The sequence below is a fragment of the Streptomyces sp. NPDC050485 genome (assembly GCF_044458185.1).
In the GTDB taxonomy this organism is placed as follows: Bacteria; Actinomycetota; Actinomycetes; order Streptomycetales; family Streptomycetaceae; genus Streptomyces.
Window position 1 is genome coordinate 19,854 of record NZ_JBITHR010000037.1, and the last position, 24,801, is coordinate 44,654.

The 24,801-nt window shown below is 71.4% G+C and carries 21 protein-coding genes and 1 pseudogene; 15 read left to right on the forward strand and 7 right to left on the reverse strand.

The features are described from left to right. Positions 1-59: 59 nt before the first annotated feature. The 3 genes and pseudogenes from ACIBK6_RS38465 to ACIBK6_RS38475 all read right to left on the reverse strand — a co-directional run. Positions 60-152 (reverse strand): annotated as a pseudogene (locus ACIBK6_RS38465) (YbaK/EbsC family protein); the annotation flags it as partial. A gap of 43 nt (positions 153-195) precedes the next feature. Then, entirely contained in the window at positions 196-1,821 is a 1,626-nt protein-coding gene (locus tag ACIBK6_RS38470; protein ID WP_399057517.1) for a penicillin-binding transpeptidase domain-containing protein, read from the reverse strand. A gap of 131 nt (positions 1,822-1,952) precedes the next feature. After that, a complete protein-coding gene (locus ACIBK6_RS38475) occupies positions 1,953-3,770 on the reverse strand; it encodes a dolichyl-phosphate-mannose--protein mannosyltransferase (RefSeq protein ID WP_399057519.1) in 1,818 nt (605 codons plus the stop codon). 167 nt (positions 3,771-3,937) lie between these two features. Here ACIBK6_RS38475 and rsmI point away from each other — a divergent pair, with 167 nt between their 5' ends. The 10 genes from rsmI to ACIBK6_RS38525 all read left to right on the forward strand — a co-directional run bounded on the left by rsmI (position 3,938) and on the right by ACIBK6_RS38525 (position 16,318). Continuing rightward, complete coding sequence (gene rsmI, locus ACIBK6_RS38480) at positions 3,938-4,825, forward strand: 16S rRNA (cytidine(1402)-2'-O)-methyltransferase (RefSeq protein WP_399057521.1); 888 nt, start codon at positions 3,938-3,940, stop codon at positions 4,823-4,825. A gap of 192 nt (positions 4,826-5,017) precedes the next feature. After that, a complete protein-coding gene (locus ACIBK6_RS38485; protein WP_399057523.1) occupies positions 5,018-5,383 on the forward strand; it encodes a hypothetical protein in 366 nt (121 codons plus the stop codon). Between the two features lie 32 nt (positions 5,384-5,415). Continuing rightward, the gene (locus ACIBK6_RS38490; RefSeq protein WP_399057525.1) at positions 5,416-6,288 is read left to right on the forward strand and encodes a TatD family hydrolase; all 873 of its coding nucleotides are present in this window, start codon (positions 5,416-5,418) and stop codon (positions 6,286-6,288) included. A gap of 135 nt (positions 6,289-6,423) precedes the next feature. Then, entirely contained in the window at positions 6,424-7,752 is a 1,329-nt protein-coding gene (locus ACIBK6_RS38495) for a ubiquitin-like domain-containing protein (protein WP_399057527.1), read from the forward strand. Next, positions 7,749-8,609 carry a 16S rRNA (adenine(1518)-N(6)/adenine(1519)-N(6))-dimethyltransferase RsmA gene (gene rsmA, locus ACIBK6_RS38500; RefSeq protein WP_399057529.1) on the forward strand — a complete coding sequence of 287 codons (861 nt, stop codon included), beginning with the start codon at positions 7,749-7,751 and terminating at the stop codon, positions 8,607-8,609. Before ACIBK6_RS38495 ends, rsmA begins: the two co-directional genes overlap by 4 nt. After that, on the forward strand, positions 8,606-9,496 hold the full coding sequence (locus ACIBK6_RS38505) for a 4-(cytidine 5'-diphospho)-2-C-methyl-D-erythritol kinase (protein ID WP_399057531.1): 891 nt from the start codon (positions 8,606-8,608) through the stop codon (positions 9,494-9,496). The genes rsmA and ACIBK6_RS38505 overlap by 4 nt, the downstream gene beginning before the upstream one ends. A 103-nt stretch (positions 9,497-9,599) precedes the next feature. Then, a complete protein-coding gene (locus ACIBK6_RS38510) occupies positions 9,600-11,405 on the forward strand; it encodes an ABC-F family ATP-binding cassette domain-containing protein (RefSeq protein ID WP_399057533.1) in 1,806 nt (601 codons plus the stop codon). A 327-nt stretch (positions 11,406-11,732) separates the two neighbouring features. Beyond that, complete coding sequence (locus tag ACIBK6_RS38515; RefSeq protein ID WP_399057535.1) at positions 11,733-13,418, forward strand: PQQ-binding-like beta-propeller repeat protein; 1,686 nt, start codon at positions 11,733-11,735, stop codon at positions 13,416-13,418. Between the two features lie 46 nt (positions 13,419-13,464). Further along, complete coding sequence (locus ACIBK6_RS38520; RefSeq protein ID WP_399057536.1) at positions 13,465-15,327, forward strand: PQQ-binding-like beta-propeller repeat protein; 1,863 nt, start codon at positions 13,465-13,467, stop codon at positions 15,325-15,327. Between the two features lie 280 nt (positions 15,328-15,607). After that, positions 15,608-16,318: a LuxR C-terminal-related transcriptional regulator gene (locus ACIBK6_RS38525; RefSeq protein WP_399057537.1), complete on the forward strand. Its 711-nt coding sequence runs from the start codon at positions 15,608-15,610 to the stop codon at positions 16,316-16,318. Between the two features lies 1 nt (position 16,319). On the opposite strand, the gene ACIBK6_RS38530 is transcribed toward ACIBK6_RS38525, so the two are convergent. Beyond that, positions 16,320-16,592: a hypothetical protein gene (locus ACIBK6_RS38530; RefSeq protein ID WP_399057539.1), complete on the reverse strand. Its 273-nt coding sequence runs from the start codon at positions 16,590-16,592 to the stop codon at positions 16,320-16,322. A gap of 14 nt (positions 16,593-16,606) precedes the next feature. Then, complete coding sequence (locus tag ACIBK6_RS38535; RefSeq protein WP_399057541.1) at positions 16,607-18,277, reverse strand: sodium:solute symporter family protein; 1,671 nt, start codon at positions 18,275-18,277, stop codon at positions 16,607-16,609. A 217-nt stretch (positions 18,278-18,494) separates the two neighbouring features. Here ACIBK6_RS38535 and galT point away from each other — a divergent pair, with 217 nt between their 5' ends. Genes galT through galK form a run of 3 tightly spaced genes read left to right on the forward strand, consistent with a single transcriptional unit; the run spans position 18,495 to position 21,698 of the window. Then, positions 18,495-19,550, forward strand: coding sequence for a galactose-1-phosphate uridylyltransferase (galT, locus tag ACIBK6_RS38540; RefSeq protein ID WP_399057543.1), 1,056 nt, complete (start codon positions 18,495-18,497; stop codon positions 19,548-19,550). Continuing rightward, the gene (gene galE, locus ACIBK6_RS38545; RefSeq protein WP_399057545.1) at positions 19,547-20,515 is read left to right on the forward strand and encodes a UDP-glucose 4-epimerase GalE; all 969 of its coding nucleotides are present in this window, start codon (positions 19,547-19,549) and stop codon (positions 20,513-20,515) included. The genes galT and galE overlap by 4 nt, the downstream gene beginning before the upstream one ends. Beyond that, positions 20,502-21,698, forward strand: coding sequence for a galactokinase (gene galK / locus ACIBK6_RS38550; protein WP_399057547.1), 1,197 nt, complete (start codon positions 20,502-20,504; stop codon positions 21,696-21,698). Before galE ends, galK begins: the two co-directional genes overlap by 14 nt. Before the next feature lie 185 nt (positions 21,699-21,883). On the opposite strand, the gene ACIBK6_RS38555 is transcribed toward galK, so the two are convergent. Continuing rightward, positions 21,884-22,324, reverse strand: coding sequence for a GNAT family N-acetyltransferase (locus ACIBK6_RS38555; RefSeq protein ID WP_399057549.1), 441 nt, complete (start codon positions 22,322-22,324; stop codon positions 21,884-21,886). Positions 22,325-22,587: 263 nt separating this feature from the next. Between ACIBK6_RS38555 and ACIBK6_RS38560 the strand changes: the two genes are divergently transcribed. Then, on the forward strand, positions 22,588-23,355 hold the full coding sequence (locus ACIBK6_RS38560; protein WP_399057551.1) for a LuxR C-terminal-related transcriptional regulator: 768 nt from the start codon (positions 22,588-22,590) through the stop codon (positions 23,353-23,355). On the opposite strand, the gene ACIBK6_RS38565 is transcribed toward ACIBK6_RS38560, so the two are convergent. Continuing rightward, complete coding sequence (locus ACIBK6_RS38565; RefSeq protein ID WP_399057553.1) at positions 23,314-23,811, reverse strand: MarR family winged helix-turn-helix transcriptional regulator; 498 nt, start codon at positions 23,809-23,811, stop codon at positions 23,314-23,316. The genes ACIBK6_RS38560 and ACIBK6_RS38565 overlap by 42 nt on opposite strands. 132 nt (positions 23,812-23,943) lie before the next feature. Between ACIBK6_RS38565 and ACIBK6_RS38570 the strand changes: the two genes are divergently transcribed. Further along, a complete protein-coding gene (locus ACIBK6_RS38570; protein ID WP_399057555.1) occupies positions 23,944-24,798 on the forward strand; it encodes a trans-aconitate 2-methyltransferase in 855 nt (284 codons plus the stop codon). Positions 24,799-24,801 lie beyond the last annotated feature (3 nt).

Consider the following 24,801-nt stretch of genomic DNA (forward strand, 5'->3'; position numbering starts at 1 on the left):
GTGCGCTGCTCGCGCACGTCGACCAGGGTGCCGCCCTGGCCCTTAAGGCCTTGGGGGATGGTGGCGTCGGGGAAGCGGCGTACCTCGACCTGGAGACCCAAGGCGCGCAGGGCCTCGGCGAATCGGGGGTGGGCATCGTCGTGAGAGCTCATGGCCCGCACGTTAGTGGTCACCTACGGGCCGTGCGAGGTGGTTTCAGCCCGCGCGGAGCACCTGCGCGACGATGGGACCCGCCGCGTCGCCGCCGTGGCCGCCGGACTGGACGAGGGCGGCCGCTGCGAGGTCGTCGCTGTACGCGGTGAACCAGCTGTCGGACTTGTTCTGGCCGTCCTTCTCGGCGGAGCCGGTCTTGGCGCCCTTGTCGCCGCCCACTCCCGACATGGCGTTGGTGGCCGTGCCGTACGAGGCGGTCGCCGTGATGTGCATCATGTCGCGCAGCTGGGCGGCGGTCCCCGACGGCAGCGGATCGGCCTGGGCCAGCTGCCGTCCGTCCAGCGACTGCGGCACGAGCACCGGCTGGCGGAACTGGCCCGACTTCGCGGTCGCGGCGATGGACGCCATGTCGAGCGGGCTCATCTGCACCTTGCCCTGCCCGATGTACGCCGCCGCCGTCTCGGCGCCCGCCGACGCGGGCACGCTGCCGTCGAAGGACGGCACGCCGACCTTCCAGTCCTGGCCGATGCCGAAGTAGTTCTGCGCCACCCGGCCCAGCGCCCCGTCGTCGGCCACGTCGTCGACCAGCTTGATGAACGCGGTGTTGCAGGACCGGGCGAAGCTCTTGGAGAAGAGCTGGCCGTCCATCGAGAAGTTGTTCAGGTTGTGGAAGGTGACGCCCTGCCAGATGGCGTCCTTGGGACACTCGGCCGGCTTGTCCGCGGCGGCCTTGCCCTTCTCGATCAGCATCGCCGCGGTGACGATCTTCATCGTGGAGCCGGGGGCGACCCGGGCCTGCAGTGACGCCGGGAACTTGTCGTTGCGGTTGTCCGCGATCGCCCGGACCTCGCCCGTGCTCGGCCGGACGGCGACCACCGACGACTCCCCGAAGCCCTTCACCGCCTTCTCCGCGGCCGCCTGCACATCCGCGTCCAGCGTCGTCTTCAGCCTGCCGGGGGTGCCCTTCTGGAGCGTGATCAACGTGCGGGCCGGGGTGGCGTTGCCCTTGATCTGGAGCTCGATGCCCGGCGTGCCGCTCACCTTGGCGCCGTACTTCTCGCGCAGCCCGTCCAGGATCGCGCCGAGCGAGGGGTACTGCTCCTTGGTCAGCGGGCGGTCCTGGTGGTCGACGGCCTGGATCTCGGGGTGCTGCGCCGCGCCCGTCTCCAGGCGTTCGCCCGCCTTCAGCTGCGGGTGCAGCACCGCGGGCTGCCAGTCCACGAGCGGCTTGTGCGTCAACTGGCCGCGTACGACGGTCAGTTGGGAGGCGTACGACAGCGGGGCCGTCTTCCCCTGGAAGGAGACCTCGGCCTTCACCGTGTACGGCACGACCGGCCCGTTCGGGGCGCCCGGGGTGACCGTCACGTTGGTGATGTGCGCCTCGTCGCGGAAGCCGGCCAGCGCGGTCGTGGCGCCCGCCTGGTTGTTGGTCAGGGCGGCGGCCCCCGCCGCGTCGCCCTTCGCCCAGGCGTCCAGGAAGCCGGTGGACGCCTGTTTGATCTCGTCCGCGCCCAGCGGGCCGGTACGCGCCGGCGCCCCTTGCGTGTGCGTGCCGCCGGATGTGGTGCCACTGCCCCCGCCCACCAGCGAGTAGCTCCCGTACGCCACACCTCCGGCGGCCACCACGAACACCCCGCCGACGATGGCGACCTTCGCTCCACTGCGCATCCCGCAGTCCCCTCCCCAGGAGTCCCCGAACATCTTGAACGTGTTCAAGGTTTGCTTGGGAGCGACTCTACGGGACAGCAGTGACAACGGGGCTTGCTGTTGTCCGAACGGTTACCGGAACGCGACCGGCCTCACACCCAGCTGTCCAGCCACATCCGGCTGCGCCAGGAGTCCAGCGGGATCGCCGTGCCGGTGTAGATCGGCCAGAAGTACACGAAGTTCCAGACGATCAGCAGCACCAGCACGCCCGCGCCGATCGCGCCCACCGCGCGCCGCCGTTCCCCGGCGGCAAGCCCCGGCTCCACCGGAGCGGCCGCGCCGCGCGTCACCTGTGGCGGCCCGATGATCGCGCCGATCATCATCGCCACCGCCAGACACAGGAACGGCACGAACACGACCGCGTAGAAGAAGAAGATCGTCCGCTCCTGGTACATGAACCAGGGCAGGTACCCGGCCGCGATGCCGCAGGCGATGGCGCCGGCCCGCCAGTCGCGGCGGAAGATCCAGCGCCACAGGACGTACAGGATCGCGAAACAGGCGGCCCACCACAGCAGCGGGGTGCCGAGCGCGAGGACCTCGGAGGCGCACTTGCCGCCCGCGTCCGACGGGCAGCCACCGGTGCCGGGGTTCGGGCTCTCGTAGTAGTACGAGACGGGCCGGCCAAGGACGATCCAGCTCCACGGGTTGGACTGGTAGGTGTGGCCCTCGGTGAGGCCGACGTGGAAGCTGTAGACCTCGGTCTCGTAGTGCCAGAAGCTGCGCAGCGCCGCCGGCACCCAGCTCATGTCGAACTGCGGCAGGTGGTTGATCGTGCCGATGACCGGCAGTTTGATGTGGTCGGGGGAGAGCCCGGCCCGGCCGTCAGCCCAGTGCCGGCCGTAGCCCTTGTCGGTGACGAACCAGCCCGTCCACGACACCATGTACGTGCCGATCGCCACCGGCACCGTCGAGAGGAACGCCCAGAAGGCGTCCCGGCGCAGGACCGCCCGGTAGGGGCTGACCGCGCCCGCCGTGCGCCGGGCGCCCGCGTCCCACAGCACGGCCATCACACAGAAGAAGACCAGGATGTAGAGGCCGTTCCACTTGGTGCCGCAGGCCAGGCCCAGCATCACCCCGGCCGCGATCCGCCACGGCCGCCACCCGAACCGCAGCGTCGCGGCGATCTCCGCGTCGGGGCGCAGCTCGCCGTCCTCGCCCTCGGGCAGCGCCGCCGCGAGCCGCGCCCGGGTGCGGTCGCGGTCGACCAGGAGGCAGCCGAAGGCGGCGACCACGAAGAACATCAGGACGGTGTCGAGCAGCGCGGTGCGGCTCATCACGAAGTGCAGCCCGTCCACCGCGAGCAGCGCGCCCGCCAGGCAGCCCAGGAACGTCGAGCGGAACAGGCGCCGCCCGATCCGGCAGAGCAGCAGCACCGACAGGGTGCCGAGCACCGCGACCATGAACCGCCAGCCGAACGGCGTGAAGCCGAACATCTTCTCGCCGATGCCGATGAGGTACTTGCCGACCGGCGGATGCACCACATAGCCGGGCGCGGTCGGCACCGAGATCAGATCGGGGTTGGCGAGGATCGACTTGTCGATGTCCTTGGGCCAGTCGCCCTCGTAGCCGTGGTTGATGAGCGCCCAGGCGTCCTTGGCGTAGTACGTCTCGTCGAATATCACCGCGTGCGGGGCGCCCAGGTGCCAGAACCGCATGAGGCCGGCGACCAGCGTCACCAGGAGCGGCCCCGCCCACGCCGACCAGCGCACGATGCGCGCCGCCCACAGCGGGGAGAGCCCGAGCACTGTCCAGAGCTGGCCGGAGGGCCGGGTGAAGGGCGGCACGAGGCGGTCGCGCAGTCCGGTTCTCGGCCGCGCGGCATGGCCGAATCGGCGCATGCGGAGCTGCCAGGAGGACGGATCTTCCCCGGCGTCATGGCCCGGCAGGGTCGGTGGCGCAGTACTGGTCACCGCGCCATCGTAGGGAACACGGCTGTGCGAGTCCCGTGCCCGGGCCCGGGGCCTGATGGTCACCGGGCTGTACGAGTCCCGTGCCCGGGCCCGGCGCCCTCGTGGTCACCGGGCTGTACGAGTCCGGGTTCCGGGCCCGGCGCCCGCGTGGTCGCGGGGCTGCGAGGATGGGCGGTGTGACCGGAACACTCGTACTCGCAGGCACCCCCATCGGCGACACCGCGGACGCCCCGCCCCGGCTCGCCGCCGAACTGGAACGGGCCGACGTCGTGGCCGCCGAGGACACCCGGCGGCTTCGCCGGCTCACCCAGGCGCTCGGCGTGCACCCGCAGGGCCGGGTCCTCTCCTACTTCGAGGGCAACGAGTCGGCGCGCACGCCCGAACTGGTGGAGGCCCTGGAGGGCGGCGCCCGGGTGCTGCTTGTGACCGACGCGGGCATGCCGTCGGTCTCCGACCCCGGGTACCGCCTGGTCGCGGCGGCCGTGGAGAAGGACATCAAGGTCACGGCCGTGCCGGGGCCCTCGGCGGTGCTCACCGCGCTCGCCCTGTCCGGGCTGCCCGTGGACCGCTTCTGCTTCGAGGGCTTCCTGCCGCGCAAGGCGGGCGAACGGCTCGGGCGGCTGCGCGAGGTCGCGGACGAGCGGCGCACGCTGGTCTACTTCGAGGCCCCGCACCGGCTCGACGACACCCTCGCCGCGATGGCCGAGGTGTTCGGCGCCGAGCGGCGGGCCGCGGTGTGCCGGGAGCTGACCAAGACGTACGAGGAGGTCAAGCGCGGGCCGCTGAAGGACCTCGCGGCGTGGGCGGCGGAGGGGGTGCGCGGCGAGATCACCGTGGTGGTCGAGGGCGCGGCCGAGACGGGACCGGCCGACCTCGACGCCGCCGAGCTGGTCAGACGCGTACAGGTCCGGGAAGAGGCGGGGGAGCGGCGCAAGGAGGCCATCGCGGCCGTCGCCGTCGAGACGGGTCTACCCAAGCGGGAGGTGTTCGACGCGGTGGTGGCGGCAAAGAACGCGGCACGCCAGGGCCCCGTGGACGGTAAAGGACTATCGTAAAAAGTAAAACGCAGGCCGGGCACCAGGGCGGATAAAAGCACGCAGCCCTAGGAAAGGCCAAGACCGCGCCAACTCTCGACAGCCCCTGATGCGTTTTGGCTGCGAAAGGCGTCTCCTGGATCAGGGACGCTTTCGCCCCCGCTCGCAAGAGCGCTCGCAAGAGCTTGTCCAGCGGACAAGAGGAGCCGGCACATGAGTGAGATCGCTGAGACCACAGCACACGAGGCGTATGCCTTCGCGTGCATGAGGTGTGGATACGGCTGGGAGCAGGCGTACGAAATAGAGCACCACACAGACGCCAGTGGCCAGGCATTCGTCGTATACAAGGCCGACGGCGAACGGGTGCCGTCCCCGCTGTCCGCCCCCACCTGCCTCAACTGCGGCGGTCACGTGGTGCGCATCATGCGTGCCGGGCGCGTATCCATCGCCCAGCAGTGGCTCAAGGACCACGAATCCAAGCCGGCCGAGCCCGAGCCGGAGGGCGCGGCGCAGAGCGACGCGAAGCCGGAGCACCACTGGCACCTCTCCGACCTCCTGCACCCCTTCCACCGCAAGTGACCCCGAGCGCGCGCCTTTCGTAGGATCGGCGCATGAGTGCCGCCAAAGATGCCCCACCGCCGCTGCCCGAACCGCTCGCGGTGGCGGTGGCCGATTCACACACCCACCTGGACATGCAGGACGGCACGGTCGAGGGGGCCCTGGAGAAGGCCGCCGCCGTCGGTGTCAGCACTGTGGTCCAGGTGGGCTGTGACGTGAAGGGCTCCCAGTGGGCGGCCGACACCGCCGAGGCGTACCCGAACGTGCACGCCGCCGTCGCCCTGCACCCCAACGAAGCCCCCCGCATCGTGCACGGCGACCCCGACGGCTGGTCGCGGCAGGGCGCCCGCGGCCCCGGCGGCGACACGGCGCTGGACGACGCGCTCGCCGAGATCGAGCGGCTCGCGGCGCTGGACTGGGTGAAGGCTGTCGGCGAGACCGGTCTCGACAACTACCGCACCGGGCCCGAGGGCAAGGCCGCCCAGGAGCGGTCCTTCCGGGCGCACATCGAGATCGCCAAGCGCCACGGCAAGGCCCTCGTCATCCACGACCGCGAGGCGCACGCCGATGTGCTGCGCATTCTGCGCGAGGAAGGCGCCCCCGAACGGACCGTCTTCCACTGCTATTCCGGCGACGCGGAAATGGCCGAACTCTGCGCGAAATCCGGGTACTTCATGTCCTTCGCGGGAAACGTGACCTTCAAAAACGCCCAGCCGTTGCGCGACGCGCTCGCCGTCGCCCCGCTGGAACTCGTACTCGTGGAGACGGATGCGCCCTTCCTCACGCCGGCGCCCTACCGCGGACGGCCCAATGCGCCCTATCTCATTCCGGTCACGGTGCGCGCCATGGCGGCCGTGCGGGGCGTCGGTGAAGAGGTGCTGGCCGCGGCGATCGCGGACAACACCGCGCGCGCCTTTGATTACTGACCGATAACAGAATCAGCCGCCACGGGGCGGCGTACAGGGTAGTGCCGCGACGCTGCGTAGTCGAGCCACTTTGGAGAGTGACCGGAGCTCCGCTATTGTCCCGGCCCGCACCATCGGACCGGACCCTGGAGCGTCGTGAGCAATTCGCAGGGCAGTCACCGTGCCGCGCGCGGCAGCCACCGCGCCGCGAGCGCCACGGCAACACCACCCTTCGGAAGCGCCGCCGTGCCGCCCCCGTACACCGGCAGCGAGACCCGCAGCGCACCGACGCAGATCGACCGGACCCCGATCCCGGCCCCGCGCGACCCGGCGGCCGGAAGCGGGCGGGGCGGATCGCGCCGGGCGGCGCGCCGCCGCAAGACGTCGGGCAGGCCCGCCGCCGTCCGCCGCCTGGTCCCGCAGGCCCTCGTCGTCGCGTTCCTGGCGGGCGGCACCTCCGCCTTCCTCGTCAGCGACAAGGAGGTCCGGCTCACCATCGACGGCGTACCGCGCTCCATGCACACCTTCGCCGGCAGCGTCGAGGAACTCCTCGCCGACGAGCACGTCCCCATCGGCGCGCACGACATCGTGGCGCCGGGCCGCGCCGCCGCGATCGCGGGGGGCGACGAGGTCGTGGTGCGCTACGGCCGCCCCGTCCAGCTCACCCTCGACGGGCAGCTCCGGCAGGTGTGGACCACCGCCCGCACCGTCGACGGCGCGCTGCGCCAGCTCGGCGTGCGCGCCGAGGGCGCCTATCTCTCGGCGTCCCGCTCCTCGGAGATCGGCCGCGCGGGCCTCGCCCTGGACGTACGCACCGAACGCTCGGTGACCTTCCTCGCCGACGGCCGCCAGCGCACCATCCGCACCAACGCGGCCACCGTCACCCAGGCCCTCCAGGAGGCCGGCGTCACCCTCCAGGGCCAGGACACCACCTCCGTACCGCCGTCCTCCTTCCCGCGCGACGGGCAGACCGTCACCGTCATGCGGATCAGCGGTACGAAGGAGGTACGCGAGGAGCCGATCCCCTTCGACGTCGAGAAGACCAAGGACGCCAGCCTGTTCGCGGGCACCCAGGTCGTGGTCCGCCAAGGGGAGCGGGGCGCCCGCAAGGTCACGTACGCGCTGTGGACCGTCAACGGCGTCAAGCAGAAGCCGAAGAAGATCGCCGAGGAGATCGTCAGCGAACCGGTCACCCAGCAGGTCAAGGTCGGCACCAAGGCGCTGCCCTCCTCGGTGGGCGGCGCCGACCACCTCAACTGGAGCGGCCTCGCCCACTGCGAGTCCGGCGGCCGCCCCGGCGCCCTCGACCCCTCGGGCACCTACGGCGGGCTCTACCAGTTCGACCCGGGCACCTGGCACGCGCTCGGCGGCAGCGGGCGGGCCGAGCAGGCGCCGTCCGGGGAGCAGACGTACCGGGCGAAGAAGCTCTTCGTGCAGCGGGGGTCGAGTCCGTGGCCGCACTGCGGCCGTAGGCTGTATCGGTGAGCACCACTGAGCCCGACGCACTCCTCGGCCCCGCCGACATCCGTGAACTGGCCGCAGCGCTGGGCGTACGCCCCACCAAGCAGCGCGGCCAGAACTTCGTCATCGACGCCAATACGGTCCGCCGCATCGTGCGGACGGCCGAGGTCCGCCCCGACGACGTGGTGGTGGAGGTGGGCCCCGGCCTCGGCTCGCTGACCCTGGCCCTGCTTGAAGCGGCGGACCGGGTGGTCGCGGTCGAGATCGACGACGTGCTGGCGGCCGCGCTGCCCGCGACCGTCGCCGCCCGGATGCCCGCGCGGGCGAGCCGCTTCTCCCTCGTGCACTGCGACGCGATGGCCGTCCAGGAACTGCCGGGCCCCGCGCCCACCGCCCTGGTCGCGAACCTCCCCTACAACGTGGCGGTCCCCGTCCTCCTGCACATGCTGGACCGCTTCCCGACGATCGAGCGCACGCTCGTCATGGTCCAGGCCGAGGTCGCCGACCGGCTCGCCGCGAAGCCCGGCAACAAGGTGTACGGAGTGCCCTCGGTCAAGGCCAACTGGTACGCGGACGTCAAGCGCGCCGGGTCCATCGGGCGCAATGTGTTCTGGCCCGCGCCGAACGTCGACTCGGGGCTCGTCTCGCTGGTCCGGCGCACGAAGCCGGTCGAGACGACCGCCTCCAAGGCGGAGGTGTTCGCGGTCGTCGACGCGGCGTTCGCGCAGCGCCGCAAGACCCTGCGGGCGGCGCTCGCCGGGTGGGCGGGTTCGGCGCCCGCCGCCGAGGCGGCCCTGGTCGCGGCGGGAATCTCCCCGCAGGCGCGGGGCGAGGCGCTCACCGTCGAGGAGTTCGCGCGGATCGCGGAGGCCAAGAGTTGAGCATCACGGTCCGCGTCCCCGCCAAGGTCAACGTCCAGCTCGCGGTGGGCCCCGCCCGCCCCGACGGCTTCCACGACCTCGCCAACGTCTTCCTCGCCGTGTCGCTGTACGACGAGGTCACCGTCACGGCCGCCGACGAGCTGCGCGTCACCTGCGCCGGGCCCGACGCCGCCCAGGTCCCCCTGGACCGCGCCAACCTGGCGGCCCGCGCGGCCGAACTGCTCGCCGCCCGGCACGGCATCGACCCCCGCGTGCACCTCCACATCGCCAAGGACATCCCCGTCGCGGGCGGCATGGCGGGCGGCAGCGCGGACGGTGCGGGCGCGCTGCTCGCCTGCGACGCGCTGTGGGGCACCGGCGCCTCGCGGGCCGAACTCCTCGACATCTGCGCCGAGTTGGGCAGCGACGTGCCGTTCAGTCTGGTCGGCGGCGCGGCGCTCGGCACCGGGCGCGGCGAGCAACTGACGCCGCTGGAAGTCGGCGGCGCCTTCCACTGGGTGTTCGCCGTCGCCGACGGCGGGCTCTCCACCCCCGCCGTCTACCGGGAGTTCGACCGGCTGACCCCGGACGCCGCCGCCCCGGCCGCCTCGCCCGCCCTGCTCGACGCACTGCGTACCGGCGATGCGAAGGCGCTTGCGGCCGCGCTCACCAACGACCTACAGGCCGCCGCCCTGTCCCTGCGCCCGGCCCTCGCCGACACCCTGGCCGCCGGGGTGTCCGCGGGCGCCCTCGCGGGCATCGTCTCCGGCTCCGGCCCGACCACGGCGTTCCTGACCCAGGACGCCGCCCGTGCCCACGAGGTCGCCGCCGCCCTGACCGCCTCCGGCACCTGCCGCACCGCCCGGGTGGCCACCTCCCCGGCCGCGGGCGCGACCGTACTCGGCTGAAACGACCAAACCCTCACGAAGAGTGACGGCAGCCGTGCGTACGGCCCCCCGGCTCGCAGGGCCTAGGCTGGGAGGTCGATCCAGTCCCCTGCTCAGGAGTGAAATGGCCGTCAATCTGGTCAATGTCGAGGCAGTCAGCAAGGTGTACGGCACCCGTGCCCTGCTCGACGGGGTCTCCCTCGGCGTCTCCGAGGGGGACCGGATCGGCGTCGTCGGGCGCAATGGGGACGGCAAGACGACCCTGATCCGGATGCTCGCGCAGCTGGAGGAGCCGGACACCGGGCGGGTCACGCACGTCGGCGGGCTGCGCCTCGGCGTGCTCACCCAGCACGACTCGCTCGACCCCCAAGCCACCGTCCGGCACGAGGTCATCGGCGACCTCGCCGACCACGAGTGGGCCGGCAACGCCAAGATCCGCGACGTGCTGACCGGCCTGTTCGGCGGGCTCGACCTGCCCGGGTTCGCGCAGGGCCTGGACACCGTCATCGCGCCCCTGTCCGGCGGCGAGCGGCGCCGTATCGCGCTCGCCAAACTGCTCATCGCCGACCCCGACCTCATCGTCCTCGACGAGCCGACCAACCACCTCGACGTGGAAGGCATCTCCTGGCTGGCCCGCCACCTCCAGGCCCGCCGCTCCGCGCTCGTCTGCGTCACCCACGACCGCTGGTTCCTCGACCAGGTCTGCACCCGCATGTGGGACGTGCAGCGCGGCTCGGTCTTCGAGTACGAGGGCGGCTACTCCGACTACGTCTTCGCCCGCGCCGAGCGGGAGCGGATCGCCGCGACCGAGGAGACCAAGCGGCAGAACCTGATGCGCAAGGAGCTGGCCTGGCTGCGCCGCGGCGCCCCCGCGCGTACCTCCAAGCCGCGCTACCGCATCGAGGCCGCCAACGAGCTCATCGCAGACGTCCCGCCGCCGCGCGACACCAGCGAGCTGATGAAGTTCGCCAACGCCCGCCTCGGCAAGACCGTCTTCGACCTGGAGGACGTGACCGTCCAGGCCGGCGAGAAGCTGCTCCTCAAGCATCTGACCTGGCAGCTCGGACCCGGCGACCGCATCGGCCTGGTCGGCGTGAACGGCGCGGGCAAGACCTCGCTGCTCCGCGCGCTCACCGAGGCCTGGCGCACCGCCGGCGAGGCCCAGCCCACCGCGGGCCGGGTCGTGGTCGGCAAGACCGTCAAGCTGGCCTACCTCTCCCAGGAGGTCGCCGAGCTCGACCCGGCCCTGCGCGTCCTGGAAGCCGTCCAGCAGGTACGCGACCGCGTGGACCTCGGCAAGGGCCGCGAGATGACGGCCGGTCAGCTCTGCGAGCAGTTCGGCTTCTCCAAGGAGAAGCAGTGGACGCCCGTGGGCGACCTCTCCGGCGGTGAGCGGCGCAGGCTCCAACTGCTGCGCCTGCTCATGGACGAGCCCAACGTGCTCTTCCTGGACGAGCCCACCAACGACCTCGACATCGAGACGCTCACCCAGCTGGAGGACCTCCTCGACGGCTGGCCCGGCTCCATGGTCGTCATCTCCCACGACCGGTTCTTCATCGAGCGCACCACCGACCACGTGTGGGCGCTGCTCGGCGACACCACGCTGCGGATGCTGCCGCGCGGCATCGACGAGTACCTGGAGCGGCGCCGGCGGATGATCGAGTCGGCGCCCGTGGCCACCGCCGCGCCCGCCGCCAAGCCCGCGAGCGCCGTCTCCGCGCAGGACGCCCGGGCCGCGAAGAAGGAACTCCAGAAGGTGGAGCGGCAGTTGAACAAGATCTCCGACCGGGAGACCAGTCTGCACGCGCAAATCGCCGATAACGCCACGAACTTCGAGAAGGTGGCGAAACTGGATGCCGAGCTGCGCGAACTGCTCGCCGAGCGTGACGAGTTGGAGATGCGCTGGCTCGAACTGGCCGAAGAGGCCTGAGGCATATGCGTACGAACGTCTTGCGACACTTGCGTAGAGACGGCGTACAGAGTCAGTAACGGCGGCATCACGGGCCGGTTCTCCCTTGGGAACAGGGGTGGACCGGCCCGTAGTGCTGGGCGCTCCGAGTGATAGAAAGTAGCTCCGTTCGACTGACGTAAAGACGCAAAGACGCAAATTCGGGGGTATCTCGCTGTGACCCAGCCGCCCAGTTCGCAGCCGCCGCAGGGGGGCTTCGGAGCACCGCAGGACCAGCCTCAGGGACCGCCTGCGCAGCCGCAAGGACCGCCCGCACCGCCGCAGGGGCCGCCGCCCCAGCCGCCGCAGATGCCGGCCGCGCCGCCCGTACCGCCAGGTCAGCCGCCGCAGGCGCCGCCGGCCGGCGCCCCCGCATACGGCTACCCGCAGGCGCCGCAGCCCGGCTACGGCTACCCGCAGGCCCCGGGCCAGCCCCCCGCACAGGGCAACCCGTACGCGCAGACCCAGCAGGGCGGTTACGGATACCCGGGCCAGCCCCCGTACCCCGGCGCCCCGGTGCCGCCGCCCGCCGGTGGCGGCAAGAACCCGTTCAAGGGCAAGCCCGCGGTCATCGTGGCCGCGGCGGTCGCGGGCCTCCTGGTCATCGGCGGCGGCGTGTACTTCGCGACGAGCGGCGGCGGCGACAGCAAGAAGCCCGTCGCCGGCAAGACCAACAGCGCGGCCCCCAGCGGATCCGCCTCGGTCGACCAGGGCAACGGCAGGGGCAACGGCGGCTCCGACAGCAACGACATCAACGCCGGGATCAAGGACGGCGAGGCGCGGGCCTGGCTGCACGAGAACGACACCCCGCTGACCCAGAACGGTGCCGAGCAGTACGGCCCCTGGATCCTCGGCGACACCGTCGTCAAGGCGATGTACAAGGAGGTCGTCGGCTACGCGGCGGCCGACGGCAAGCAGAAGTGGTCGGTGCCCCTGGACACCCCCATCTGCGGCGCCCCGCACAACCCGACCGCGGACGGAAAGATCGTCTTCGGCGTCCAGGAGAGCAACACCAAGGACGCCAAGTGCAACACCATGCAGATGGTCGACCTCGCCGCAGGCAAGGCGGGCTGGAAGGCGCCGGTGCCCTCGGAGGGCGCCTTCGACATCATGGTCAGCTTCGACATGGCGATCAGCGGCAACACCGTGGCGCTGGCCCGGATGGGCGGCGCGAGCGGCTTCTCCATCACTGACGGCAAGAAGCTCTTCGGCACCCCCAAGACCGGCAACTGCCGCTCCGACGCCTTCGCGGGCGGCCCCAAGCTCATCACCGTCGGCACTTGCACCGACCCCAACAACACCAGCATGGACGCGCCGCAGTCGGAGCTGCTCCAGGAGCTCGACCCGGCCACCGGCAATTCCAAGTGGAACTACCAGTACGACAAGGGCTGGTCGATCCGCCGCATCTACTCGATGGACCCGCTGGTCGTGTACGCGACCAACAAGGACAAGAAGTCGTGGAACATCTCCACCTTCACCGCTGACGGCAAGGTCCGCTCGCAGGTGGACTCCAAGTCGCAGCTCACCGCGAACTGCAGCGGCTTCGGCATCGTCGACCGCCAGCTCCAGGACTGCTGGGGCATCGCCGCCGACGCCAGCACCCTCTACATCTCCACCGAGGGCAAGGAAAGCGGCGACCTCGGGGTCGGCCAGAGCAACGACGTGGTCGCCATCGACCTCGGCACCGGCAAGGAGAAGTGGCACGCCGCCGCGCCCAAGGGCCGCATGATGGCGCCGCTGACCATCGAGGGCGGCAAGGTCGTGCTCTATGTGCAGCCCGGCGTCGAGGAGGCGGCCGCGATCGCGAGCCTGCCCCCCACCGGCGGCACCGCGCAGATCACCCTGCAGAGCCCGGCGGCGGCCGCCAGTACCGAACGCAACTTCTTCAGCCCCCGCCTGGCGTGGTCGAGCGGGCGCCTCTTCGTCCTCAACGACAGGGTGAAGAGCCCCAAGGGCGACCAGAAGGACAACGCGCTCCTGTCCTTCGGCAAGTGACGCCCCAACTCCCCGCCCCCGCCTTCCAGTCAGAGGTCTCTACGCCATGAGCCAGCCACCCCAGCCACCCCAGCCGCCGCAGCAGCCGAACGACGCGCCCAAGGGCTTCGGCGCCCCGCAGGAGCCACCCGCGTCCGGCTTCGGCGCGCCCCAGGAGCCCCCGGCCGGCGGCTTCGGCGCGCCCACCCCGCCGCCGCCCAACTCCCTGCCGCCCAGCGCCCCGCCGAGCCCCCCGGCCCCCGCGGCCCCGCCCGCCTACGGCTACCCGCAGACGCCCGGCACCCCGCCGCCGGCCGGCCCGCCCGGCTACGGCTACCCGCAGACCCCGCCGCAGCAGCCCGGCTACGGCTACCCGGGCCAGCCCGGCGGCCAGCCCGGGTACGGCTACCCGACCCAGCCGCCCACCCAGCCGATGGCGCCGCAGTACGGGATGCCGGGCGCGCCCGACCCCGGCCGCAAGAAGCCGAACACCCAGCTCACGATCATCATCGCGGCGGTCGTCGCGGTGGCCCTGATCGTCGGCGGCGGCATCTGGTACGCCACCGGCAAGGACGACGGCAAGAAGAACGACGCCACGTCCGGCACCGGCGGCAACAAGGGTGACGCGGGCGGCAGCGCGACCGGTGGCGGCGGCAAGGAGAAGGCGCCCGCCAACACCGCCGCCAAGGTGCTCTTCCAGACGCCCCAGCCCCAGGTCACCGACCTCAGCCAGGTGCACGGCTCCTGGCTCACCGACAAGGTGTACGTCAAGTCCGGCCTCAAGGAGATCGTCGGCTACGACCCCGCCAAGGGCACCCAGCTCTGGAAGCTCCCGCTGACAGGCAACGTCTGCGAGGCGACCACGCACGTCTCGGCCGACGGCAAGACCGCGTTCGCCTTCGAGACCATGGAGAACGGCAGCAAGTACGCCTCCTGCACCGAGGTCGCCGGACTCGACCTCAACACCGGCAGGCTGCTGTGGCAGAACGACATCAAGGGCGCCAGCGGCGACCGCAAGTCCCGGTTCGACGAGGTCACCCTCGGCGCGGGCACCGTCGCCGCGGGCGGTCTCGACGGCGGCGCGGCCTGGGACCTGAACACCGGCAAGGAACTGTGGAAGTCGACCACCACCACCGACCAGTGCAAGGACGTCGGCTACGGCGGCGGTGACGCGCTCGTGGCCGTCCGCAAGTGCGGCGACTACGACCACCCCACCATCAACGTGCAGCCGCTCGACCCCAAGACCGGCCAGCCGATCTCCACGTACAAGATGCTGCCCGGCATCCAGTACGCCCACATCGTCTCGGCCAAGCCGCTGGTGCTGGCCGCCGACGTCGGTGACACCGCGGGCAACGGCAGCGGCATCTCGGACTTCTTCTCCGTCGACGACAAGACCGGAAAGCTGCTCGCCCGCATCCCGGCCCCCGGCGCCAAGTACGCGGCCAGCTGCGACAGCACGAGCGTCGAGAAGTGCAAGATGGTCGCGGCCGGCAACGGCAGGCTGTACGTGCCGACCCAGCAGCACGCGAACGCCGCGAGCGGCTCCGACTCGTTCGGCCGGACCAACGAGCTCGTCGCCTTCGACCTGACCACCGGCCAGCTCGTGCCCGGCAAGGCCGACGCCGGCGACGGCTACACGCTGTACCCGCTGCGCATGGACGGCAACAACGTCATCGGGTACAAGGACGCCCCGTACAACAAGGGCACCCAGGTCGTCAGCATCGACGGCGGCAGCCTCGCCTCGACGCTGCTCCTGGAGAACCCGGCCGACCGGACGGTCCGCGACGCGTTGACCTCGTTCTCGGCGAAGTACTCCGAGATCCTCTACGGCCAGGGCCGGCTGTACCTGGGTGTGACGATGCTGAGCAAGCCGTACTCGGCGGACGACGCCGCGAAGAAGTTCCTGTTCATGGCGACCGGCACCGGCTGAGCCGACCGGACAGCGGGGCCCCGGCGGCGAGTTCACACTCGCCGCCGGGGCCTTCTTCATTGGCCGCGTTGGCCGCATATCTCCCCGCGTACTTCCTCAACCGGGCCTGAATACCGGAGAATTCGGCATTCTGGGGGCTTCTCGCCGGTAAGGGGCGCGCGGCGTCGAACAAGCGTGTAGCTTGCCGGGGCAAGAGGGCCGGGGGCCGGGGGGTCCGCGTGGGGTGCCCTTGGCTCGGGAAGAGCTAGGGGAAGGGCCCAGGGGGATGGGGGGTAGCTCGATGGGCGTGCGGCTCATGGTGGTCGACGACCACCGGCTCCTCGCCGAGGCACTGGCCTCGGCGCTGAAACTGCGCGGGCACCGGGTGCTCGCGGCGACCGCTCCGGTGGCCGGGGCCGCCGAGCTCGTGGTGAGCCGGGCACCCGAGGTGTGCCTGCTCGGCACCGCCGCGCCCGCCGAACCGGGGGTGTTCGACCCGATCGTACGGATCAAACGGGAGCGGCCGCAGGTCGCCGTGGTGGTGCTCGGGCCGGTGCCCAGCCCGCGCGGGATCGCCGCGGCGTTCGCGGCCGGGGCGTCGGGATACGTACGCCACGACGAGCGCATAGAGGGTGTGGAGCGAGCCATGGTGAAGGCCAGGGCGGGCGAGGCGGCGGTCGCGCCGCAGCTCCTCCAGGGCGCCTTCGCCGAACTCCTCAACCCGGCGGCCCAGCCCGACGACGAGGGCCAGCGCCTGCTGCAGCTGCTGACCCCGCGCGAGGTGGAGGTCCTGGTCCGGGTCGCCGACGGTGAGGACACCCGGCTGATCGCGGCGGGCATGGGCATCGCCCCGTCCACCGCGCGCACCCACGTCCAGCGGGTCCTGATGAAGCTCGGCGTGGGATCGCGCCTGGAGGCGGCCGCGCTCGCCGCGCGGACCGGGCTGCTCGACCGGGCCGCCCAGCCCGCCGGCCTGCCGCCCCAGCGGGCCGCACCGCCGACGGGCGACTGAGCTATGCGTCCGGGGTGGGCGGCGCGGTCGGCCGCAGCTTCAGCCAGACCAGGAAGAACAGGCCGAGGGCCAGCATGCCCAGGCCCGTCCACAGGTTGATGTTGATGCCCTGGGCCTTCTTCAGGTCGGCGTCGGAGGCCATGATCCCGGCGCCGGTGACGATCACCCCGAACAGGGTGAACAGGCCGCCGATGATCCGGCGGATGTCGAAGAGCCGGGCCGCGGTGGCCGACTTCTGCTCCAACTCGGAGACTTCTCGCTGCAGTTCGGACATGTGAGGGCCTCCGGTCAGAGGGAGTAGGGAAGGTAGCAGAGCGCGGCCAGGACGATCGCGGCCCAGCCGAGCAGGGCGGGCCTGCGGTACCAGGCGCTGTCGCCCTCGGCGGGCGGCTCCTCGACGCCGGGCGACTTCGTCCCGTACACCAGGCCCGCGAGTTCGGCGGCCGGCTTGGGCGCGGTGAACAGCGTGACCACGACCATCACCACGGCGCCGGCGACGAAGCCGACGATCGCGGAGACGAAGTTGGCGCCCTGGTCGGTGGGGATGGACACGACGCCCTGCTTGTAGATCCAGAAGTAGTTGACCATCGCCGCCGTGGTGCCCGCGAACAGCCCCCACACCCCGGACTTCACCGAGGCCCGCTTCCAGAACATGCCGATCACGAAGACCACGAACATCGGGACGTTGAAGAAGGAGAACAGGGTCTGGAGGTAGCCCATGATGTTCGAGAACGAGGAGGCGATGAACGCCGTGCCGATCGAGGCGAGCACGCCGATCGCGGTGATCAGCCGCCCGAACCGCAGGTAGTAGCCGTCCGGCTGGTCCTTCTTCACGTACTTGGCCCAGATGTCGTACGTGAACACGGTGTTGAAGGACGACACGTTGGCCGCCATGCCCGCCATGAACGCGGCGAGCAGACCGGTCACCGCGATGCCGAGCACACCGTTGGGCAGCAGCTCCCGCATGAGCATCGGGATCGCGTCGTTGTACGTCAGGTCCGAGCCCGGGGTGCCGATCTTCGGCACCAGGACGGCCGCGACCAGGCCCGGGATCATCACCAGGAAGACGATGAACATCTTCGGGAAGGCGGCGATCAGCGGGGTCCGCCGGGCGGCGCTGAGGTTCTTCGCGGACAGCGCCCGCTGCACCTCGGCGAAGTTGGTCGTCCAGTAGCCGAAGGACAGCACGAAGCCGAGGCCGAGGACGATGGTGAGCCAGTTGGCGCCCAGCGGGTTGGCCTCGCCGATGCCGGTGCCGCCCCACGCGGACAGGAAGTTGTCTCCGTGGCTGCTCCTGAGCGAGCCGGTCAGGCCGTCCCAGCCGCCGACCCGCTTGAGGCCGAGGATGGTCAACGGTATGAGGGCGGCCAGGATCACGAAGAACTGGAGCACCTCGTTGTAGATGGCCGAGGAGAGCCCGCCGATGGTGATGTAGGCGAGCACGAACAGCCCGGCGACGACGATCGCCACCCACTGCGGCCAGCCGAGCAGCGCCTCCACGACGATGGAGAGCGCGTACAGGTTGACGCCCGCGATCAGCACGGCGGCGAAGGCGAACAGCACCGAGGCGAGCAGGTGCGCCGACTTGTCGAAGCGCTGGAGCAGGAACTCCGGTACGGAGCGGACCTTCGAGCCGTAGTAGAAGGGCATCATCACCAGGCCCAGGAAGACCATGGCCGGGATGGCGCCGATCCAGTACCAGTGGACGACCGCGACGCCGTACTGGGCGCCGGTGGCGGACATGCCCAGGATCTCGGTGGCGCCGAGGTTGGCGGCGACGAACGCGAGCCCGGTGACCCAGGCGGGCAGCGAGCGGCCCGACAGGAAGAAGTCGAGGCTGGTCTTCACGCTGGCGCGGGCGGCGAAGCCGATGCCCAGGACGACGATGAAGTAGATCGCCAGAATCGTGTAATCGAGCCCGTTGGTGGGGAGCCGGAGCCCCGCGGCCAGGTATTGCATGCGTACTCGCTTCGTCGCGCTTACTGATCCGGCACGGAACCTACGCCTCGATGTTCAGAAACTGAACAGTTTTGATGAGATTGTTTGTTTGATTGTGATCGAGCGCAAGGTTTCCGTCGGACCTGATCATCCGTAGTAACCGCTTGCGTGCCCATTGACGGGGCCTGTTGGCTTGTGGTTTGTTGTGTTGGGTTCTGTTGGATGGTGGAGGTTGCAGGTGAAGAAGACGTCGACCCGGCTCGCCGACGGTCGTGAGCTGCTCTACTACGACACCCGCGACGACCGCGTACGGGACGAGGTGGACCCGCGCCCGCTCGACCCCGTCTCGACCGCCTCCGAGATCCGCCGCGACCCGCTGCTCGGCGACGCGGTGGCCATCGCTTCCCACCGCCAGGGCCGCACCTACCACCCGCCCGCCGACGAGTGCCCGCTGTGCCCGTCCCGCGACGGGCGCCACAGCGAGATCCCGGCCGCCGACTACGACGTCGTCGTCTTCGAGAACCGCTTCCCCTCGCTCGCCGGGCAGTCCGGGCGCTGCGAGGTCGTCTGCTTCACCTCCGACCACGACGCGTCCTTCGCTGACCTCACCGAGGAACAGGCCGCGCTCGTCCTGGAGGCCTGGACCGACCGCACCGCCGAACTCGCCGAACTCCCGCAGGTGGAGCAGGTGTTCTGCTTCGAGAACCGGGGCGCCGAAATAGGCGTCACCCTCGGCCACCCGCACGGCCAGATCTACGGCTACCCCTTCACCACCCCCCGCACCGCCCTCATGCTCCGCTCGCTCGCCGAGCACCGCGAGCGCACCGGCGGCCGCAACCTCTTCGAGGACGTCGTCGCCAAGGAGCTCGCGGACGGCGACCGGGTGGTCCTCGATGGCGAGCACTGGGTGGCGTTCGTGCCGTACGCCGCGCACTGGCCCTACGAGGTCCACCTTCACCCCAAGCGGCGGGTCCCCGACCTGCGGGCCCTCGGCGACGAGGCCCGCACCGAGTTCCCACGGATCTACCTGGAACTCCTGAGGCGCTTCGACCGGATCTTCGGCCCCGGCGAGCCGCCCACCCCGTACATCGCCGCCTGGCACCAGGCGCCGTTCCGGGGCGGGGGGGCCGTCGGCCGTGCGGAGTTCGGGCTCCATCTTGAGCTTTTCACCATTCGACGCACTTCCGGCAAGCTGAAGTTCCTCGCGGGCTCCGAATCCGGTATGAGCGTGTTCATCAACGACGTGCCGCCGGAGGCTGCGGCCGAGCGACTGCGAGAGGTGGCCAGCGAGTGAGCAAGTACCTGGTGACGGGCGGTGCGGGGTACGTGGGCAGCGTGGTGGCGGCCCACCTGGTCGAGGCCGGACACGAGGTGGCCGTCCTGGACGACCTCTCCACCGGCTTCCGCGAGGCCGTCCCGGCCGGCGCCGCGTTCATCGAGGGCCGCGTCCAGGACGCCGCGAGGTGGCTGGACGCCGACTACGACGCCGTGCTCCACTTCGCCGCGTTCTCCCAGGTGGGCGAGTCGGTGGCGAAGCCGGAGAAGTACTGGGCGAACAACGTCGGCGGCACGATGGCGCTGCTCGCGGCGATGCGCGGGGCGGGAGTCGGCAAGCTGGTCTTCTCCTCCACGGCCGCCACCTACGGCGAACCGGTCGCGACCCCGATCACCGAGACCGACCCGACGGCCCCGACCAGCCCGTACGGCGCCTCGAAACTCGCCGTGGACCACATGATCGCGGGCGAGTGCGCGGCCCACGGCCTGGCCGCGGTGTCGCTGCGCTACTTCAACGTGGCGGGCGCGTACGGCAGGTGCGGCGAACGCCACGCCCCGGAATCGCACCTGATCCCCCTGGTGCTCCAAGTGGCGCTGGGCCAGCGGGAGTTCATCTCCGTCTACGGGGACGACTACCCCACCCCCGACGGCACCTGCGTACGGGACTACATCCACGTGGCCGACCTGGCAGAAGCCCATCTGCTCGCCCTGGAGGCGGCGGTGGCGGGCGAGCACCTGGTCTGCAACCTGGGCAACGGCAACGGGTTCTCGGTCCGCGAGGTCGTCGAGACCGTACGCAAGGTGACCGGCCACCCCGTCCCCGAGGTCGTCGCGAGCCGCCGCCCCGGCGACCCGGCGGTCCTGGTGGCCTCCGCGTCGCGCGCCCACGAACGCCTGGGCTGGCAGCCGTCCCGCGCGGACCTCGCCGGCATCGTGGCGGACGCGTGGGCGTTCGCGAGGAGAGCGGAGCATGCGGGTGAGTGACGTGACGGCGAGTGGCGTGGCATCGGGCGGAGCGGGCGCCGGTGAAGTGGCGTCCGCCTTCCGGGAGTTGTACGGATCCGAGCCGGACGGGGTGTGGGCGGCGCCCGGCCGGGTCAACCTGATCGGCGAGTACACCGACTTCAACGAGGGCTTCGTCATGCCGCTCGCGCTGCCGCACAGGGCGCTCGCGGCGGTGTCCCGGCGCACCGACGGGGTGCTGAGGCTGCACTCGGCAGACATCGGGGGCCCCGTGGTGGAACTGCGGGTGGACGAGCTGGAGCCGCGCTCCGGGGCGGGCTGGGCGGCGTACCCGGCGGGCGTGGTGTGGGCGCTGCGCGCATCCGGCCACGAGGTGACCGGCGCCGACATCCACCTGACGTCGACGGTGCCGACGGGCGCGGGCCTGTCGTCCTCGGCGGCCCTGGAGGTCGCGACGGCGCTTGCCCTGCGCGACCTGTACGAACTCCCGCTGTCCATGGCGGAGTTGGCGGAACTGTCTCAGCAGGCCGAGAACTCCTTCGTGGGCGTCCCCTGCGGAATCATGGACCAGACGGCGTCTGCGTGCTGCACCGAGGGCCATGTGCTGCACCTGGACGCCCGCGACCTGACCCAGCATCAGATCCCCTTCGACCTGCCCGCGCACGGTCTGCGGCTGCTTGTCGTCGACACCCGCGTGAAGCACGCGCTGGGAGACGGCGCGTACGCCGAGCGGCGCGCCGGCTGCGAGCGCGGCGCGCGGGAGCTGGGTGTACGGACCCTGCGCGAAGTGTCCCCCGCACAACTCCCCGACGCGCTGCGCGAGCTGTCCTCCCCGACCGTACGGGACTACGTACGGCACGTGGTGAGCGACAACGAGCGGGTCGCGCGGGTCGCGGCGCTGCTCGCGGCGGGCGAGGTCCGCGAGGTGGGCCCGGTCCTGACCGAGGGCCACGCCTCCCTGCGGGACGACCTGCGGGTGTCCTGCGCGGAACTCGACGCGGCGGTCGAGACGGCGGTGTCGGCGGGGGCGCTGGGTGCGCGGATGACAGGGGGCGGCTTCGGCGGCTCGGCGATCGTGCTGGTGGAGGCGGAGCTTGCGGAGGTGGTCGAGAAGGCGCTGACCTCCGCCTTCGCCCTGGCGGGGTGGGCGGCCCCGAGGGTGTTCGAGGCGACCCCGTCGGCGGGGGCGCGCCGGGTGACCTGACGGGCGGAACGTCGAGCTCAGCCGAAAATTCAGCCCCTTGGGGGTCCCCCCTGGACGTAGTCCTTGGGGGAGCTTGAGGAGCGGGGTCTGGGGCGGAGCCCCGGAGGGGGTCTGGGGCGGAGCCCCAGGGCTCAGCCTTCTCAACCCGCTGCACGGGCGGGCGGGTGGAAAACGGCCCCCCCCGCTCACCCCAGCCGCTTCGTCAGGGTGAACTCCGTAACCCCCGGGGGGTAGTCGGGGACCACCCCGACGACTTCGTAGCCCCGGCCGCGGTAGAAGTCCGGTGCCTGGAAGTCCCACGTCTCCAGGCGGGCCCACCCGCAGCCCCGCTCGGAGCGGGCCAGCTCCTCGGCGCGGGTGAGGAGCAGGGTGCCGAGCCCCGCCGTGCGCAGCGCGCCCGAGACCCACAGCAGGTCGACGTGGAGCCAGCCCGCCCAGGTGCGCCCGGTCAGCCCCCCGGCCAGCTCGCCGGCGTCGTCCAACGCCCAGACGTGCAGCGGGACTTCCCGCTCGGCCGGCCCGCGCAGGGCCCGCAGCACCGGCGAGCGTTCGGTGTTGGTGTCGCGCAGCCGCCGCGTGAGCAGCGCTTGGCGGTCCTTGTCCACTTCCGTCTCGATACGAAACATGGAACTCACCCTAAACATCCGCACACGCCCCGTAGCGGTCCGGATGCCATCAGTTCTGCAAAGTGCCTTCCGCTCACGGCCCGCGGCCCTACGCTGATGCACAGCACCGGTGGGGGCCGGTGTTGATCAGGGGGCGAGACAGTCGGGTACGTCGCCCGGGGTGGGGTAGTACTCAGTGCACGGCGGCGGCCGTGCGACTGCGGTGAACCCGGCTCCGGGCGCCGTACCCGTACCGGTCCGTCCCCCGACCCTGGGGGTGTCACTTGGTACGTGTCCGAGTTCTCGTGGTGGACGACCATCGCATCTTCGCCGAGTCGCTCGCCGCGGCCCTGGCCGCCGAGCCCGACGTCGATGTCGCCGCGGCCGGCAGCGGCCCGGCCGCGCTGCGCTGCCTGGAGCGGGGCGCCGCCGACGGCCGCAGATTCGATGTGATGCTCGTGGACGCGGACTTGGGGACGTCGGCGGCGGTGCCGGTGGCCCGCGCGGTGCCCGAGGGCGGCGGCGCGGAGGGCCTGGTGGACGGCATCTCACTGGTCGCGGGCGTGCGTTCGGGCCAGCCCGCGGTGCGTACCGTCGTACTCGCCGAGAAGGACGACCCGCGCCGAGCCGCCCTCGCCCTGCAGGCCGGGGCGTGCGGCTGGGTAGCCAAGGACTGCTCGCTGCAACGGCTGCTCGCCGTGATCCGGGGCGTACTGCGCGACGAGACGCATCTGCCGCCCGCGCTGCTCACGGGCGTACTGCGGGAGCTGACCGCCGCGCGCAAGCACCGTACGGAGTCCGAGCGTCTGGTGGAGTCGCTGACGCCGCGCGAGCGCGAGGTGCTGCGCTGCATGGTCGCCGGGCTCGGCCGCAAGGCGGTCGCCGAGCGGCTGTTCCTGTCGCCGCACACGGTGCGCACCCATATGCAGAACGTGCTGGGCAAGCTGGGTGTGCACTCCACGCTCGCGGCCGTCGCGCTGGCCCGCCGGGCCGGGGTGGGGCCGGTCGACCTAGCCGGGGACGTTGTCGAACGGGGCGGTCAACTGGCGTAGCAGCGCGGCCAGTTCGCCGCGCTGGTGGCGGCTGAGCTCGGCGAGGATGGCGCGTTCCTGCTCCAGGAGCCCGGCGAGTGCCTGGTCGGCCCGGTCGCGCCCCTCGGGCGTGAGCCGGACCAGCACCCCGCGCCGGTCGCTGGGGTCGGGCAGCCGCTCGACCAGGCCCTTCTTGGCGAGCCGGTCGATGCGGTTGGTCATCGTGCCCGAGGTGACCAGGGTCTGGGTCAGGAGCTGTCCGGGGGAGAGCTGGTAGGGGGCGCCCGCGCGCCGCAGCGACGTCAGTACGTCGAACTCCCAGGGCTCCAGATTGTGCTCGGCGAACGCGATCCTGCGGGCCCGGTCGAGATGGCGGGCGAGCCTGCTGACACGGCTGAGCACCTCGAGTGGTTCCACGTCGAGGTCCGGGCGCTCGCGGCGCCATGCTGCGACCAGTCGGTCGACCTCGTCCTCCATGTCGATCAGTGTAGAGGGTCTGTCGACATGAAGTCTCTTGACGTCAAGATATATATCGAGCCACCATTGGGCAGGGAGGGGCCGGAGGCCTGTTCCGATTCGGCCAGCCCGTACCTGCAAGGGGGCTCGAACATGTATTCCGAACCACTGTCGCCCGCTCCGTCACCGGGGCCGCCGGTCTGGGACCCGCAGCAGTATCTGCGGCACGCCGGCCACCGCACCCGGCCGTTCCTCGACCTGCTCACCCGCATCCCGGAGCTCCCCGCGGCCGGTGGCCTCTCGCCCCGGATCGCCGACCTCGGCTGCGGCCCCGGCAACGTCACCGCCCACCTCGCCGACCGCTGGCCCGACGCCCGCATCACCGGCTTCGACCTGTCCCCGCAGATGCTCGCCCAGGCCGACAAGGACCACGGCGGCACCACGGCGGGCGGCGGCTGGCTCGACTTCCAGCTCGCCGACGCCGCGCACTGGGTGCCCACCGAGCCGTACGACCTGATCGTCTCGAACGCGGCCCTGCAATGGGTCCCCAACCATCCCGAGTCGTTCGCCGACTGGATCGACGGCCTCGCCCCCGGCGGCACCTTCGCCTTCCAGGTGCCCGGGAATTTCACTTCGCCCAGCCACGCCATCCTCGCCGAAATCTGCGAATCCCCGCGCTGGCGCACCCGCCTCAATGACCACGGCCGCCGCTATGTCCACATCCTCGAACCCGCCGACTACCTCACCCGGCTCTCCGACCTCGGCTGCGAGACCGATGTCTGGGAGACCGTCTACTGCCAGCTGCTCACCGGCCAGGACCCGGTCCTCGACTGGGTGAAGGGCACGGCCCTGCGCCCCGTGCTCACCGCCCTCGACGGGGACCAGCCGGCCATCGCCGCCTTCCTCGCCGAATACCGCGACCGGCTCCGCGAGGCCTATCCGCCGGGCCCGCACGGCACGGTCTTCCCGTTCCGCCGCATCTTCGCCGTAGCCAGAAAGCAGGACTGACAC

Bases quoted from the DNA above. Each gene is read 5' to 3' on its own strand.
- ACIBK6_RS38470 (WP_399057517.1), bottom strand. From the start codon at position 1,821: ATGCGCAGTGGAGCGAAGGTCGCCATCGTCGGCGGGGTGTTCGTGGTG.
- rsmI (WP_399057521.1), top strand. From the start codon at position 3,938: ATGGGCGGTGTGACCGGAACACTCGTACTCGCAGGCACCCCCATCGGC.
- ACIBK6_RS38485 (WP_399057523.1), top strand. From the start codon at position 5,018: ATGAGTGAGATCGCTGAGACCACAGCACACGAGGCGTATGCCTTCGCG.
- ACIBK6_RS38490 (WP_399057525.1), top strand. From the start codon at position 5,416: ATGAGTGCCGCCAAAGATGCCCCACCGCCGCTGCCCGAACCGCTCGCG.
- ACIBK6_RS38510 (WP_399057533.1), top strand. From the start codon at position 9,600: ATGGCCGTCAATCTGGTCAATGTCGAGGCAGTCAGCAAGGTGTACGGC.
- ACIBK6_RS38515 (WP_399057535.1), top strand. From the start codon at position 11,733: ATGCCGGCCGCGCCGCCCGTACCGCCAGGTCAGCCGCCGCAGGCGCCG.
- ACIBK6_RS38520 (WP_399057536.1), top strand. From the start codon at position 13,465: ATGAGCCAGCCACCCCAGCCACCCCAGCCGCCGCAGCAGCCGAACGAC.
- ACIBK6_RS38525 (WP_399057537.1), top strand. From the start codon at position 15,608: ATGGGCGTGCGGCTCATGGTGGTCGACGACCACCGGCTCCTCGCCGAG.
- ACIBK6_RS38530 (WP_399057539.1), bottom strand. From the start codon at position 16,592: ATGTCCGAACTGCAGCGAGAAGTCTCCGAGTTGGAGCAGAAGTCGGCC.
- ACIBK6_RS38535 (WP_399057541.1), bottom strand. From the start codon at position 18,277: ATGCAATACCTGGCCGCGGGGCTCCGGCTCCCCACCAACGGGCTCGAT.
- galK (WP_399057547.1), top strand. From the start codon at position 20,502: ATGCGGGTGAGTGACGTGACGGCGAGTGGCGTGGCATCGGGCGGAGCG.
- ACIBK6_RS38555 (WP_399057549.1), bottom strand. From the start codon at position 22,324: ATGTTTCGTATCGAGACGGAAGTGGACAAGGACCGCCAAGCGCTGCTC.
- ACIBK6_RS38565 (WP_399057553.1), bottom strand. From the start codon at position 23,811: ATGGAGGACGAGGTCGACCGACTGGTCGCAGCATGGCGCCGCGAGCGC.
- ACIBK6_RS38570 (WP_399057555.1), top strand. From the start codon at position 23,944: ATGTATTCCGAACCACTGTCGCCCGCTCCGTCACCGGGGCCGCCGGTC.